The sequence below is a fragment of the Pseudomonas sp. ADAK2 TE3594 genome, assembly GCF_053628675.1.
Map to the genome: position 1 here is coordinate 4178135 of NZ_JBRJGV010000001.1, position 15800 is coordinate 4193934.

General features: G+C 50.6%; 13 protein-coding genes. 1 reads left to right on the forward strand and 12 read right to left on the reverse strand.

The genetic code is table 11. The features are described 5' to 3' along the window. Positions 1 to 61: 61 nt before the first annotated feature. The 12 genes from fabF to AB7M22_RS18535 form a co-directional block, all read right to left on the reverse strand. Positions 62 to 1336 carry a beta-ketoacyl-ACP synthase II gene (fabF, locus tag AB7M22_RS18480; protein WP_454187363.1) on the reverse strand — a complete coding sequence of 425 codons (1275 nt, stop codon included), beginning with the start codon at positions 1334 to 1336 and terminating at the stop codon, positions 62 to 64. 32 nt (positions 1337 to 1368) lie between these two features. Then, positions 1369 to 2163 (reverse strand): SDR family NAD(P)-dependent oxidoreductase, encoded by a 795-nt coding sequence (locus AB7M22_RS18485; RefSeq protein ID WP_454187364.1) that lies wholly within the window; start codon positions 2161 to 2163, stop codon positions 1369 to 1371. Positions 2164 to 2368: 205 nt separating this feature from the next. Continuing rightward, entirely contained in the window at positions 2369 to 2704 is a 336-nt protein-coding gene (locus AB7M22_RS18490; protein WP_454187365.1) for a ComEA family DNA-binding protein, read from the reverse strand. Positions 2705 to 2817: 113 nt separating this feature from the next. Continuing rightward, the gene (locus tag AB7M22_RS18495; protein ID WP_454188835.1) at positions 2818 to 4812 is read right to left on the reverse strand and encodes a polysaccharide biosynthesis protein; all 1995 of its coding nucleotides are present in this window, start codon (positions 4810 to 4812) and stop codon (positions 2818 to 2820) included. 322 nt (positions 4813 to 5134) lie between these two features. Continuing rightward, positions 5135 to 6853 carry a hypothetical protein gene (locus AB7M22_RS18500; RefSeq protein ID WP_454187366.1) on the reverse strand — a complete coding sequence of 573 codons (1719 nt, stop codon included), beginning with the start codon at positions 6851 to 6853 and terminating at the stop codon, positions 5135 to 5137. A gap of 1 nt (position 6854) precedes the next feature. Next, entirely contained in the window at positions 6855 to 7880 is a 1026-nt protein-coding gene (locus tag AB7M22_RS18505; protein ID WP_454187367.1) for a class II aldolase/adducin family protein, read from the reverse strand. Next, positions 7877 to 8626 carry an HAD family hydrolase gene (locus AB7M22_RS18510; RefSeq protein WP_454187368.1) on the reverse strand — a complete coding sequence of 250 codons (750 nt, stop codon included), beginning with the start codon at positions 8624 to 8626 and terminating at the stop codon, positions 7877 to 7879. The genes AB7M22_RS18505 and AB7M22_RS18510 overlap by 4 nt, the downstream gene beginning before the upstream one ends. Beyond that, on the reverse strand, positions 8626 to 10665 hold the full coding sequence (locus AB7M22_RS18515; RefSeq protein ID WP_454187369.1) for a hypothetical protein: 2040 nt from the start codon (positions 10663 to 10665) through the stop codon (positions 8626 to 8628). Before AB7M22_RS18515 ends, AB7M22_RS18510 begins: the two co-directional genes overlap by 1 nt. A gap of 11 nt (positions 10666 to 10676) precedes the next feature. Continuing rightward, on the reverse strand, positions 10677 to 11282 hold the full coding sequence (locus tag AB7M22_RS18520) for a phosphatidylinositol-specific phospholipase C/glycerophosphodiester phosphodiesterase family protein (protein WP_454187370.1): 606 nt from the start codon (positions 11280 to 11282) through the stop codon (positions 10677 to 10679). After that, the gene (locus tag AB7M22_RS18525) at positions 11279 to 11977 is read right to left on the reverse strand and encodes a glycosyltransferase family 2 protein (RefSeq protein WP_454187371.1); all 699 of its coding nucleotides are present in this window, start codon (positions 11975 to 11977) and stop codon (positions 11279 to 11281) included. Before AB7M22_RS18525 ends, AB7M22_RS18520 begins: the two co-directional genes overlap by 4 nt. After that, complete coding sequence (locus tag AB7M22_RS18530; protein ID WP_454187372.1) at positions 11974 to 12378, reverse strand: GtrA family protein; 405 nt, start codon at positions 12376 to 12378, stop codon at positions 11974 to 11976. The genes AB7M22_RS18525 and AB7M22_RS18530 overlap by 4 nt, the downstream gene beginning before the upstream one ends. After that, the gene (locus tag AB7M22_RS18535) at positions 12372 to 14045 is read right to left on the reverse strand and encodes an NTP transferase domain-containing protein (RefSeq protein ID WP_454187373.1); all 1674 of its coding nucleotides are present in this window, start codon (positions 14043 to 14045) and stop codon (positions 12372 to 12374) included. Before AB7M22_RS18535 ends, AB7M22_RS18530 begins: the two co-directional genes overlap by 7 nt. Positions 14046 to 14633: 588 nt before the next feature. Between AB7M22_RS18535 and AB7M22_RS18540 the strand changes: the two genes are divergently transcribed. Next, on the forward strand, positions 14634 to 15794 hold the full coding sequence (locus AB7M22_RS18540; protein ID WP_454187374.1) for an acyltransferase family protein: 1161 nt from the start codon (positions 14634 to 14636) through the stop codon (positions 15792 to 15794). Positions 15795 to 15800: the final 6 nt, after the last annotated feature.

A 15800-nucleotide genomic window follows, 5' to 3' on the forward strand; every position in this document is an offset into this window, starting at 1 on the left:
TCGTGATTGTTCAACAATCGTTAGCGAATGAGTAATCACTATTCGTGCCATCTGCCTTGAACTACTCATCCCAGTATTTGAACAACACACTGGCGTTGACGCCGCCAAATCCGAAGCCGTTGGACATCGCGTACTCGATCGTCATTGGCCGCGCCTGACCGTGAACGATGTCCACGCCTTGCGCCGCCGGATCCGGGTTATCGAAGTTAAGCGTCGCCGGCACCACCTGATCGCGGAGCGCCAGCAGCGTAAAGATCGCCTCGATCCCGCCAGCGGCGCCTAGCAAATGCCCGGTGGCAGATTTGGTCGACGTCACCGCTATCTTGTTGTCCGAGCCGAACAACGATTTGATGGCCGCCAACTCCCCCAAATCCCCAACCGGCGTCGAGGTCGCATGAGCGTTGAGATGCTGCACCTGCGCCGGCGAAATGCCTGCCTGGGCCAACGCCAGCGACATCGCCCGACGTGCACCGCTGCCATCTTCAGGCCCCGCGGTCAGGTGATAGGCGTCGGCGCTGGTGCCGTAACCGACCAGCTCCGCCAACGGTTGAGCGCCGCGCGCCAGGGCATGCTCCAGGGACTCGATCACCAGCAGGCCAGAGCCTTCGCCCATCACAAAGCCGTCACGATCAGAGTCGAACGGCCGCGAGGCACGTTCCGGGGTGTCGTTGTAACCGCTGGACAAGGCTCGAGCTGCTGCGAACCCGGCGAGGCTGACACGATCGATCGCCGCCTCCGCACCGCCACACACAGCAATGTCTGCCTCACCACATCGAATCAGCCGCGCCGCGTCACCAATCGCCTGAACCCCGGCCGCGCACGCTGTTACCGGAGCCCCCAAAGGACCCTTGAAACCGTGCTCGATCGACACATGGCCCGCGGCGAGGTTGACCAGAAACGAAGGAATGGTGAACGGCGACAAACGTCGCGGACCACGGCTGTCGGTGGTGCGCACCGCATCGGCAATCGCGCCGAAACCACCCACGCCCGAGCCAATAATGGTGGCCGTGCGTTCCTGGGCGTTGACGTCCTGCGGATGCCAACCGGCCTGCTCCAGTGCCTGACGCGCCGCCTCCATGGCAAACATAATGAAGCGGTCCATCTTCTTCTGCTCTTTGGGCGGCGTCGCCCGGTCCGGGTCGAAACCCGCCTCCGGATCTTCCGCCAGCGTCTGCACTGCGCCACCAACCTTGGTGGACAGATCGGCAACCACCTCGTCCGGTAACGCCCGCAACCCAGAACGCCCGGCCAACAGACGCGCCCAAACCGCTTCGACGCCACTACCCAACGGCGACACCAGGCCCATGCCCGTGACCACTACTCGACGATTACTCATAACGCAAATACCTCAAGCCGATTCATGGTGCCTCACTTGTAGCGCGTGGCGGCCGTGCTTCTGGACAGATTCGGCGCCATCGCATGACGCGCCGCCATAAAGGCCTCCCACTCGGAGGCATTCGGTAACGAAGGAATGGTGATCAACTCACCTTGGTCCAGACCCGACAATGCCGCGTCGACCATCTCTCCCGCTTCCATGATCATATCCGCCGGAATCTGGGACGCATCGATACCGGAGCGCTCCAAAATCTCGGTGCGTGTTACACCCGGCAACACCGCTTGAACCTGGACCCCGGTGCCCTGCAGTTCGGCGTTCAACGACTGAGTCAGGCTCAACACATAAGCCTTGCTCGCGCTGTACGTCGCATTGAACCGCTCAGGAAACAACGCCACCACCGACGCAATATTGATGATCGTCCCGCGACCAGCCTTGGTAAAACTGGCCGCCGCCGCCGAGGCCAAGCGCGTCACCGTAGTAACGTTCAACTGAATCAAACGCTCCAGCTGATCCATATCGGCGTTGGCGAGCAAACCATCCGCCGCCACACCGGCGTTGTTCAGCAACAGGCTGATACTCGAATCGCTGCGCAGACGCTGCTCAAGCTTCAACACATCATCCTTTTGCGTCAGATCTGCCTTCAGTACCTCCACCTGAACCCCATGCGCAGCGCGCAACTTGCTCGCTGCCGCTTCCAGCCGTTCTTGATCACGGGCCACCAGCAACAAATCAAAACCACGCGCTGCCAACCGCTCCGCGTAAACCGCACCGATGCCGGAAGAAGCACCGGTGACGAGGGCCGTACCTTGGGTCTGGACAGAATTCATGACAATGCTCCTGGAGGATGCTTGAGGAAGGCGAGCGCCTGAAAGTCAGGGCGCATCAACGAATGACGAATTTATTATAGGCATAATTTAAGAGCTATATGATAGCCGTAATTTTTTGTCTTCCGATGAAAGGCGCCAAATCACCCTCTGCGGCAATATGCAAAAAGGCCGGTCAATGACCGGCCTCTTGGGTGGATTTACAAGCTTAGTTCACTTCCAGCTTCTCGCGATTCTTGTCCAGAATGGCTTTGCCAATCCCTTTCACTTCCAACAATTCGTCGACGGACGAAAACGGCCCATTACTCTCACGATAAGCAACAATCGCCTTGGCCTTCGCTTCACCAATCCCGGTCAACTCGCGCTGCAGAGTCGGCGCATCAGCCCCATTGAGATCGACCTTGGCGGTTTGAGCCTTGGCGGCAACGTCCAGCATCAAGGGTGCCTTGGTAGCCTCTGCCACGACCGTCGGCGCAGCGATGGCCGCGATAGAGGCGCTGGTGAGCAGGGCAAAAACCAGAGAGTAGAAATAGCCAGTACGCATAGATGAAGCTCCATGACATCGATTGAAAGAAGCAGCTTTTCCGAAGCTGCCCCCTAAACTTAGGCGATGTTATGGAGCTGTCAAAAGTGTGTCTATTGCAGGATGTGAAACAATCAGGGTTCGAGACGGCGTTGCTGGTAGATCCAGTCAACGATTTCGCCGTCGGGGGTATAACCACTGACCGTTTCTCGCAGGAGCTGGCGCACGCGGGAGTAATCGTCCTGCTCAACCGCCAACAACAGCTCGGTCAAACGGCCCTTGAGCACATCCCAAGGCAGATGGTCTTCGTTGGCGGACATGATCATTGGATGGGACGTCGCAGCGACGTTATCCCCGATCAGTAACTCCTCATAGAGCTTCTCTCCCGGACGCAGGCCGGTGAACTCAATGGAAATGTCACCGTGCAGGTTCTTTTCCGAGCGGATGCTCAAACCGGACAGGTGAATCATCTTCTCCGCCAATTCGATGATCTTCACTGGTTCCCCCATGTCCAGCACGAACACATCGCCCCCCTGCCCCATGGAACCGGCCTGAATCACCAGTTGCGCGGCTTCGGGAATGGTCATGAAGTAACGGGTGATCTTCGGGTGCGTGACCGTCAGCGGCCCGCCGGATTTGATCTGACTGTGGAACAACGGAATCACCGAACCTGACGACCCCAACACATTGCCAAAACGAACCATGGTGAAACGGGTTTTGTTGACCCGGGATACATTGGCCTTGTCGCCAAACAGTACCGGGGCAACTTCACGACTGAGGGCCTGCAGGGTCAACTCCGCCAAACGCTTGGTGCTGCCCATGATGTTGGTCGGACGCACCGCTTTATCGGTGGAGATCAACACAAAGTTGGCCACACCCGACTGCAAGGCAGCCTGAGCAGTGTTCAACGTGCCCATGACATTGTTCAGCACGCCTTCAGCGATATTATGCTCGACCATCGGCACATGTTTATAAGCAGCCGCGTGATAGACGGTATCTACCTGCCAGGTCTTCATCACATCGAGTAGTTTGTGCGGATGACGGATGGAGCCCAGAACCGGCAACAACCTGACGGGCAACGACTCCCGAAGGATTCGTTGCTCAAGTTCCAAAAGAATGGTGTAAAGATTGAATTCGCTATGATCAAACAACAGTAATGTCGTAGGCGCCAACTCAATGATCTGCCGACACAGCTCGGAACCGATTGAACCTCCAGCCCCGGTCACCATGACCGTTTGACCCTTGATGCAATGCTCCAGCAAAGCGTGCTGGGCTGGAACGGCGTCTCGTCCCAGTAAATCGGCGATGTCTACTTCTTGAATGTCGTCGACTTTAACCCTGCCACTGGCCAGATCCATGAAGCCGGGAACACTGCGTACGTGTAACGGAAACCCTTCCAGGAAGCCGAGGATTTCTCGACGGCGCCCACGGCTGGAAGAAGGGATAGCAAGCAGGATCTCCTGAGCCCCGGTCACATCTATCATCTGTTGAATCTGTTTGGGTTTGTAGACTTGCAACCCCGAAATGACCCGGTCAGCAATACCGGCATCATCATCGATAAACGCCACAGGGCGCATCACACGGCCCATGCGCAGCGCGGCGACCAACTGATTACCAGCAGCCCCCGCACCATAAATGGCGACTTTCGTCAGACCATCTTCGCGGCCGGAGAAAGGCGATCTTTGAGATGCCGAAAACCAGTCGCCCATAAAATAATGGCGCATGCCGAGACGCAGACCACCAATGATGACCAGGCTGAGCCACCAATAATTGAAGACGATGGACCTCGGCACCACGGTCTGATGGTTGCTGTACCAGTAGACGATGACTGAAAGTATCAAGGAGGATAACGTGACGGCCTTGAATATCTCGATGAGCGCATCATTGCCAAAGTAGCGCATCACCGCACGATACATGCCGAACCGGACAAACAGCGGAATGGCGATCAGCGGAGCACTGACGAACAACCACAGATGCTCGCGAAACGGATTCACCATATCGTCGATGCCCAGACGCACGATAAATGCCATCCACAGGGCACCCCAGACCAATATTACGTCAGTAAAAACCTGGATCATCCGTTTCCGCCGACGAGGCAACGCCAGCAAAAACGCGCGCAATCTATCCATATACCCCTTTACCAATCTGGCCTGCTCCCTTGGATGAATCGGCAACGCTCATTGTACGTAGGTAAGGTTCATCGTCACAGAAAAATTACAATGAAGATTGCCCCGCAGATTGATTCGTTTGCGACGAATCGAAAAAGAACAGGAGAATAGCTATGTAACTGCCCAAATGGCCGCTAAATGATGCGCCGTCATCCGCCGTCGCCTCCCCCCCCGCCTGCAGCGCCCCCCACCTTCTCTGGGGTGACGGGCGCAATTTGATGGTCTGTGCCACGTCGCTTGCCGTTGAACAACCTGCAAATCAATCATTGTCTCGCAGCAACAGCTACTTGACCGCTTCAAACACCTGAACCGTTGGCAAGTCGCACACTCTTTTAAACCGTTGATTATTAAACGCGCCTGTTAGAGCCAGCTCAATCCGGGCAGCACGGTCGTTTTTTAAAGACTCCACCAGTTTCTCATCAGTTGAAGCTAGTTTTTTTTCAAACTCGTTCTGAGGTAATGAACCCGGCACTGTTTTATCAAGGACAATAAAATCCAACGGCCGATCACAATATTTTCCAGCCGGCGACAAATTGTTCCAAACCACAGAAACGCAGGACTTCGGAAAGCTCAAAGAGTTGAATCCAGTCGGGATAGTAAAATCTATAAACACATGCCCTGGCCACGCCCTGTTCTCAGAGACACCCATACATTTCGATATCTCGCCACCGGTTTCAACCTGGCCTCTGAATTTGATATCTTTCACAAAATAGGTCAAATGATTCCACTTACTCCCCCTTACATCACTTACATTGAACTCTGTATTCAGCTCATATTGTTCCCGAACAACCAAATCAACGAAGAGTAAAGATGGCAACCCTATCAGTACGAAAAAACCGTAACGGGTACGTGCCCATCCGGCAACGCCAAACAAGAACAGAAACGATACCGATGTAAAATAAACACCGATGCTGTTGCCATTTTTTACCGTGATCCCCAGATACAGTCCCACCAGCAAAACAACAAAAGCAATGGCCACTAAATCCAGTCTGACTTTTTTCTCTTTAGCAAAGAACAACATCACACCAATCACTAGCATCAGCATGATGAAAAAATTCATTCCACTTGAAAATACAGCTCGATAAAATCTGAAAACAGCACTTTCGGAGCCAGAAGCGATGTGCGTGACGGCCATAAAATGACTTAGTATTTCCCAGTACTTTTCAGCGATATCCGGATAAAAATAAGCAAGCATCAATGCGGGATTGGTAAACACCACGAGCAACAACGAGAACAACAGACAAGCAATAATAAAATCGCGCAGGATAATAGCGGGGGACTGGCGCTTGTAGCGAAATACCACGAGTAAAAAAACAAGCGGCGCGATGAGTAAACCACTTAGCTTTATCCCCCCCGCCATCGCCAGAGAAAGAACAATCCATACACGCCCCCGCCCCGTCGACGGGTTATCTCGTAGCGCCAGATATACACTAAAAATTGAAAAAAACATCACCGCGCTAACGGTTCCAAACTTCAGTGAAAAAAAACCAAATGTCGGGAACAGTGTAAAGATCAATAAGGCGATCGCCCGCTCCCTTGCCGCAACCCCTTCCGCAGACAACAACTTGCTCAGAACCGGAAGACTCATAACAGAAAACAACAACGACAGTTGCCTAGGTGCAACAATCAATGGCCAATCAATACCCGCGTGGGTACTTAACAAATACAATGGGTAGGTCAAGAACGATAAAGGCGCCCAAAAAATCCAACCGTAAGCATAGTCATTTATCTCCCATATTTTCGAATACTGCGAACTTTCGATCAGTAAATGAACACGCCTTAATGTTTCCTGAAATGCAACATCGTCTATTTCTCTAAAACGAAGCACGATAAAGCTTTCGGAAAAAACAAAGTTCTCAACAAAAAGTGTCAACACCACCAATAAAATCAATAAATAACAGACCCTCGTAACATATTTACTGATCAACGCCTGGCGATCAACCACACTCCCATCAAAATTATTATTTTTTGTCATTCTAAAAAAATCCGAAATCGTAGCCATACTATTGAGAGACCTGGATTCTGTAAAGCTCTGCATCCCAGTGCAGCAGCTCAAACACCTGGGGCTCTGACAACGCGCGAATCTTCGCCTCTTCGGGCTGGCGCCTGATAACTTCGTAATAGCAAAGTAATTGAGCGTACTTGGCCTTAGTAAAGTCCGCTTTTACATAAACTCCCCGCCCTTGCACAAACACAAGTTCTGGTTCAGACCCGCGCTCCTGAATAACCTGTGAAAGCACCTCAAACGAGGGGTAGGTGTGAGCTTGCGCACCTAGAAAAACCACATGATCAGGGTATAACGCCCAAGTCGGGCCAAGTGCCGCAAAAAGCTTCGGATCGAGCGCCAATTGATGCAGCACGCGGTCTACTACCGGCACGTACCGCTCCAGGCCAGGCAGGGCTGTAGGTATTTCCGACGGCGTATCAAGCGCGCTTTCGCCAACGTGAGCGCTTAGCTGACTGATTAACAATGTCAGCGTGTGATTGATCTCTTCGACATCATCACCTCCAATCACCACGCCATGGTTACGCAAGAAAACGATCTTTATCGCCGAGTCCTGTGCGGTAGCCGAGTTCACCGCACTCGCCAATTCGGCGCCTGGTTTGTAGTAATCAACCATCACCCATCGAGGACAATTGGTTAACAACGCCTGGAAAAGCTCTTCACAATTTTCCCGGACCAAATATGCCAAAACCTCGATGGCATGGAGGTGTGCAACAACTTTCTGAGGCATCAGGGCATGAAGTAAGGTTTCAATCGACGGCTTTAGACTCCCCCCATCCAGCGCTTTTGGTTTAACGTCAAAATGCCCCGCGTCTATCGCCACGCGAAGTTGCTGCAAGTCTACGGGGACGAAGATCTCCTTGCTTGCAGCAGCGAGCCATGTACCTGACGCTTTTACCCACAGTGTGTCACCATCTTTCCAGGAGACATTGCCGCCAGCGCCTTGAACTAACAGAGGGTCCTGACCTATCTGATCGCAATAATTGATGACCGAAGTCACGCGTTCGTCTTCAACAAAATTCATTGCCGCTCTCCCAACTTGGCCAGACAACGACGAAGCGCTCCAAACTCCTGGAATGAAGCATCAGGGGCGTTTTCGCCAACCCCTAGCGGAGTCCCTTCATGGATTTTTTGTATCGTCACTGCTCCGATTTTCTCTCGGCCACCACGGATATCATTAACTGGATTGTCACCAATCATCCAAATGCAGTCGCCTTTGGGGCGCATTTTTTCCAAGGCAATCTGGAACGGAGCTTCGTGCGGCTTATCGAACCCGGCTTCCTCGCTGGTAACGATGTAGTCAAAGTAGTGATCAAGACCGAAATAAACGACTTTTCGAAACTGAATTTGAGCCGTCAAATCAGTCACGATTGCGGTAGGAATACCGAGAAGTCGAATGTCATCCAGCAACTCCTTGACCTCGCGAAATAGCATGGCGTTACTGAGGAACGTCCTCCAATACGTCTGTTCGAAGTCAAGGGCGAGCAGTACCTGAGATCCCAACCCCATGAGTTCGAGCATGCGCTGGAGATACAGAAGTCGACTATGGGATGACGCCGTACCTTTAAGGCGTGACTTCACTTGCTCTCGTGCTTCTTTAAAGGTTTTGTCAAAATCCTCGGGTTTAATCGAAAACGTCTTGACCACCTTGTTTCTTACGGCTCGCTGCGCCGCCGCGTGGGCAGGATCATAGGGGTACAACGTATTATCGGTGTCGAACAGAATGGCGTCCGGCAATCGATCAAATCGCTCTTTTGAATATATCTTCATCATATGAACCGTTTTGTAAGCGCTTGATTGATGTGAGACAAAGTGATTAGTTGCATCAAGCCCATAACCCCATCTTGCCATTTCGGCTGGACATCTAAAAACTCAAAAATGCGAGGACAGATCAAGTGTGCGGCCAGCGCAATATCCTCAGCGGATGTTTCGCCTTCGATCGTCAGTTCAACCTCCGAAGAAACACTCCCTCCCACCATGTCCACGTGCAAGCCACAAACGCCTATGAGCACTCTCATCAACGTCAATTCACCGAGCCCGTTACGCGAGCGCGCGACAAGCTTGAAGCGCATGGGGTTATTGCCGGCAGTGTCATCAAGGGTGCAGGGGTGAATCGGTTGCAGCGAGAACACCAGATCCGCAAGCGACGCTTGCGGCCGAATGAATCGTACGGAGTCCGGCTCACGCTTTTCAAAGGATGACATTACCCGCTCGACAGTATGCCCTCGTTGATGGACATCACGCCTGAGCTTAAAATACTGTCGCAAGCCTTCATCGATATCCAGATAGACGCTCAGGTTGTAGCAGTTACGCAAGATCGGCAAGTAGAGCGCATGGAGGCCGCTGGCAATAATAATGTCGTTGCTTTTGACATGAAGCGGGCGACTCATCCGACCACTCTGGTGATCGTAATGACGTGACTGGATGCTTTTTCCGTCGGTCAGCGACACCAGATCATGCGCAAGCCCTTCAAGGTCGTTCGCCATTGGATTGAGATGGGTCATGACCTGCCACATGGGTTTTTGTCTATCCCAAAGATGGTAGTCATCGCCCGAAACGGTAGCGACTGAATGACTACCGAATAAGCCTTCTATCGCATCCGAGAATGTATCTTTGCCAGCGCCAGAGTCACCCGCGACCCCAAGGACAAACGGTTTACGACTTAAACGGAAAAAATCGTTACGACTCACCGTTTCTCGCCAGATGCGGATGGCAAGCACAATACCAGTAGCCACCATTCCAGTATGGAGCAATGACAATACATGCGCCTCCAGTTGAGGAGGTATCGTCCAGCCAATCCAGGCATAAAACGATGCCGACAGCAAACCAATCTGCGCGCTCATCAGTAGACTGCTCAACACATACAATACGGAGAATATTGACACCAACAACACTGCGATATTATCGCTATTAACTTGATACGTTACTAATAGCGGCACTATCCAAACAAACCAACCGGGAGAGGCCGGCGTCATTAGAATCACAAGCAAAAACGAAATACCCAATATTGCGTTAAACAACTCGAAATTCAGGCGCCTGACCCGCCACGCCAGATAAAGTATTAACAGATACACCAAGGGGGTAATATAAATTTTAATATTACCACCCAGATCAATAGTTAACTGGTAAACCTTTACCATCTCCGGGTTGTTGAGCAGCATTGCCACGCCGGCATCCGCTATGATAAAAAACGGCAGCAATGTGAACACAGCTCCGATCAATAAACCCTTGATGAAATAGCGTAAAAACTGACGAAGCGTACGATTATGGAATAAGTAAATCATGAAAAACGGCAGCGCCAATATCATGCTTAACTTTGCTGAAATTGCCGCCACGCAGGCTAAACCCGCAAGAAGCAAACGAGCCTGCCTCATGTAATACAGCGAGACAACCAGAAACAACACGGGGATCAAATCGTTGAATCCAAAAAAATAACTGGCAACGATAACGATCGGTGACAACCAATAAACGGCCAACAGCAGTCGATCCTGACCTGGCAGCATCCTCCTCAGTATTAGTAACACTGCTATGTCCGCCACGAACAAAGTGGCCCCATATGCATAAGTAATCGGTATTCCTATTGCGTCACAGATCAGCGTCTGCGGTAGAAACGACAACCACATCGTATAACCGTACGGAAAAGCCGCCGGAACGCCACCTTGCTGAAGCCAGACAGCCCATGGATCAAGGCTCACTGAGCTGGCACTTACCTGCAAAAAAGGAGCATACCAATCAGCCACTGCAGTTGGGACGATTACCGCAATCAACGACAACCGAATGACGAGTCCCAGCAGGAACAGAGGATTCAATACGCGTCCTCTCATGGTCGGTTAGCTACTTGTTCCCAGAGGTCAGGTCGCTTCGTACATACGGCATCCGCCGTAATATCAAGCGAATCCAGTAACAAGATTAACTCCGGGATTTCAGTCTCTGCATTGCGCCCTTGAAGCTCCGGGGAAACCAGACACAATTTGAAACCGGCTGTCTTCAATCGGGTTGCATCAGTTTTGCTCAGGGGGAAGCGACTGAAGCAATCTACCCAGATCCAATCGACCTTACCGGCAAGTGTCAAAGCAGTTTCAATCGATTCAAACTCCGAAACTCTCGCCGCGCAGCGGTTTACTCCCAAATTTGACCATTTTATTAAGAACGGAAAAGACTGATCAAGAAAGAAATAGTCCTCAATACCCCGGGATTCCATCAACGAAATCAATCGACCCTCAAGGCCCTCTTCTTTAACGTTCAAGATTAATGTGGAATGCTGGTAGACAGCGAGCCAGGCATCAAAAGACTCCCCAGAGACAAACGGGTCGTGATGAATAATCAATTGCTCTCCACAACTGCGAATATCGACTTCGACACCGTACTTTGTCGGGGTCGCATTAAGTTCTGCAATTGTGTTACGACGATGTGAAATTAGTTTCATGGCTCTAGACTCTTCTTCAACTGAATACTGAATTCCACCGTGCGGCGAATGAACTTTAGCTTGGCGGCCCAATTGATGTTCCAGTGCGACGAGCCATGCGCTCTGTCGCCAAATTTTACTGAAAAACGATGCACATCAAGATGATGACTGCGCGCTAGATAGTACGCATAAAGGTCAAGGGAAAAATCGTGAGGCGGGTGTTGCCAAGACTGATAAAAACGCTTGGAGAACATTGTGGGTTGGGCATTGATATCCCATAGCGGTTTACGTAACAGCAGCGTTTCAAAAAGGCTCATGCAAACCGTAAAGACCACATCGCTCATCGGGCGTCCATAGCGCCGTCCTTTCACGAAAATATCCGATCCATACTGCTCGAACAGTTTTAAACCACGCAAAGCATCCTGCGGGTCCGTTTGCATGTCCGCGTGAGTCCAGCCCAAAATCTCCCCTTCGGCGACACTAAGACCCGATAGAATACCAAACCCGTAACCTTGATTTTTTTCGACGCGAATACTACGAAGCCCTGGGTACAGGGGCAGCAAATCCCGTAGAACTCTCGGACTATCATCTGTCGAACCATTGTCGACCAGAATCACCTCCACATCAGGAAGGCGAGCGAAATCCTTACATCGCTCTAACAATAAAGGCAGGTTAGCGGATTCATTAAAACAAGGAATTATCAAGGAAAACTTCATCGATGCTCCAGCACGGGTTTCTTTTTAAATACGAACCACTTCATGCCTACGAAATTTAATGCGGCCGAGACTCCCGTTGCCAGCAAGAAAGCCCACTGAACAACTGCTGACGCGTGACGAAACATATCCAGCGTCCATGTATTAACCAGTACATTAGCGCCGAGCGTAATGGCATAGAGCGTTATAAAACGCCAAGCCGTACCCGAGAAGTGAGTCACGCGGCCAAATGTCCAGGTCCGGTTCATAAAATACGCGAAAATCGTTCCGATCAAAAAACTGGAACCCTTCGCAATATCAACCTGGATCGCGAGCCCTTCCACCAACCCACGATAGGACAAAAAATCAACTAATACCGTCAGTGAGCCAACGATGATGAAGATGCCCAGTTCGCGGCCTAGCATTTACGCGCTTCCGGCAAGCTAATCAGCGGCGCCATATAAAGCGCATCAAGCGAAGGTAGCGCTTCGATGGACACGCGCTTGTCTAGCTCGAGACGATAAGGGTGACCTGGCCATTTGTGGAAACAGGACTGCCAATATTCAAATGTCCGCAAATCATTGGGCGTGCCCCAAGAAATAAAACTGTCCACTTCAAACAGGAAACACTTTAAACCAAGTTCGATGGCATCATTAATACAGGAGTCAATATAAAACTCACCATTGACGCGTCCATCCCGAGCAATTAAACGATCAATTACCCGGCGAAAATCCTCTGACCGACGGAAGGTAAAACACCCTATAACAATAGGATCGTTTGCCGGTGTATCAAGAGGAACCTTTACTGAAATCGATTTTACGAGCCCGTGCTCAGCGTCTATCCAACCAAACATTTGAGGATGGCGAATGGCGTTGGCATGCCTGCGAACACCCCAGACGATGACATCCGCCTCTGGGTTACCAATGAGCTTTTGAAACGCCTGAGCGTCGAATAAAACTCCGTTATCGCACGCACCAATTGTAATCGGCCCTGGAACATTGCCCATCGATTCTTCAAGCGCGTCGAGTCCAAGCAGTGCGGTACATGCTTGCCCTTCTGTGATCCCCGGAATAGTACACACAATTGCATCGGGGTAGAGTATTCCGATTTCCTGGGTAATGACGTCATACTCAGGCATATCACTTCTAATCACAAAAGCATGATGACGTGCCGAAGGCAAATCTTCGACAGCCTGGGTAACCATCGGTTTACCTGAAACGGGGATGAGAGGTTTGGTAACGCTGTAACCTTCATTTACAAAGCGCGATCCCAACCCGGCCATTGGAATAATTATAGAACCAACTTGTGGTGTCGCTGCATCAGCTGACGATAACATCGCGCGGAAAGCAGTTGACCAACCGTTGTATTCCGACACATCTTCAGGTGTCCCCCATTGCATGAAATGTTGAAGTGGGTAGACAGCGACAGGCAGATGACTCTCGAGTAGCGGTTTATACGCAAGGCTGACGTAAAACTCCCCCCCCACATTCAACCCCTGATCGACGGTCCGATCAAAGGCCTCTTTCATGATTGCCCCTGAGGCGAAATAATACGTGCCGCTGGAGGCAAACTCAGCCATACGATTGTTAGTGTAGGGTTGCTTTTCCTGTATATCCTGAACCCAGCCATCTGTTTCACGCAAATAGGCGTAGTTAGTGCTACCTAGTGTATGCGGGTGAAATCCTTTGTAGGCGGGTATCGCTCCAACACATGCGGTTTCACGAACAAATTTCTTGAAATTATTCCAATCCCAATAGCAGGTAAAATCGCAATAATTAACAATGACCGGCGCGTCGAGATCTATAAGATCAGCGACTTGCAAGACGGCATGAACAGGTCCCAGCTTATGCGACGGAATACCCACTACACGACCGCTAGGGCAATACTGATTAAGGACTTCTGCCATCCGATAATCAGGATTATCCAGATGATCCTGATTACAGATAAAAATAAAATCTTGCTCACCTGGAAACATATCGATCACATGAGCAACGATAGGCTTTCCGTCAATTTCGATCAGGGGCTTAGGCTTGGAGTACCCCGCACGGCGGAAACGTTCGCCGAACCCAGACATAGGAATGATAATCTGCACAGAACACCTATTCTTTTTGCCAGCTATGAAGCGTTACTCCTAACCAGCAGCATTATCCATAAAAATGAACTACTGCGGCCATATTAATGGGTACACAGGGCATATGCCACCTGTGATTTTGCAGATATGCATTTGCTGCAAACCGATTCGAAAATGACGTAGCTGCTTGACAAAGCGCTGACACCCCACGGGCGCGCGCACGAAAAAAGACTGTCTATTGCACACACTGGAAAGACAATACGAATGCTGCTTCCGCGCGGAGGTTTAGCGGGCTCCACCTCCAAGCCGCATCTGCTGCGGACCTGCACACCTGGTGAACACCTAGACGTCCAACTCATGGGCGTATCGCAACCGCGCTTGCCAGCGCGGTGTCTTGGATCAACCTCGAATCGTTTCGAAACGATAGAAGGCTAAGTGGGTTCCTTGGGGCCAGCACCAATTAGTGTGGGACCGCATCTTGTCGCGACCTGCTTGTGAAACCCTGCGAGCGATGCGCAACGGTACCTGTCTGCTCTAACGGAAAAAGCAGGCACAGGTCTGTGTTTCTCCATGTTAAGATTCACCAAAATACCAAACGGACTCAGCAATATGATTGCAAAATCTGAAATCCTCCCGCTTACTGGGTTGAGATTTTTTGCGGCACTTTATGTTTTCCTTTTTCACATGCATATCCGCTGGCCGCTGTCCGACAACACTTATATAAAAAACATACTGGACCAAGGTGCTATCGGGATGAGTCTGTTCTTCATCCTTTCGGGTTTTGTACTTGCTTATAGATACTCAAACGACAATACAACTTACCGATCATATCTGATCAACAGATTCTCTCGAATATATCCAATTTACGCGTTCACCGCGATTGCCACGCTACCATGGATTGGCGTTGACTTCGGTAGCGGTTCAGTTATCGATACAACCATGGCACTCATAAAAATAACCCTGCTGCTTATCGCAAATGCCTTTGTTATTCAGGCATGGTTCCCGCAGATGTTCAGCTACTGGAACGACGGGGCAAGCTGGTCTATCTCGGTAGAAGTTTTTTGTTATTTCCTACTCCCCTTCATACTGCCAAAGCTGATCAGTATAAATAACAAACGTCTTTTCATACTGAGTGCGGCCTGCGTGTGCTTTTCCGCAATGATAGGTATAAGCGCAGCGCTATTTGACGATCCAGCAAATAAAGTTTTTTACTCAATCCCAATATTCAGATTACCAGAGTTCATCGTTGGAATTTGCACCTATCTATTTTTCCTGCGCGGATATAAAAAATACTGCACCCCCGTCATTCAAATATCCTTAATTATGACGGTAGCTATTTATCTATGTATCATCGGAAGCAAAATGCCGCTTTACGTTGGGCACAATTGGATCATCGTACCCTCAATTGCCTTCTTGCTAATATCGTTCTCTGTCGGAAACGGTGTACTGGCGAAACTGCTGTCATCCAGAATAATTGTATGGCTAGGAAAAATAAGTTATTGCTTCTATTCATTACAATTCTTAATCATTGTCCCACTTGTGAAACATCACGACTCCGTCGTGCAATATTTTAATGCCTTAAACAACCCGAAGATCTTGATGCTATGCGCACTTTTGATACTCATCGGCGCTTCTGCTCTTGCTCATCACCTCATCGAAGAACCAGCTAGAAAGTGGATTAACAAGCGTTACCAAGAAAAGCGCACCACCGAGCCTGCAGCTTCTCAAGCCAGCACTCCAGACAGCTTCGGTATTCCGACCGCAAAGTAGCATAAG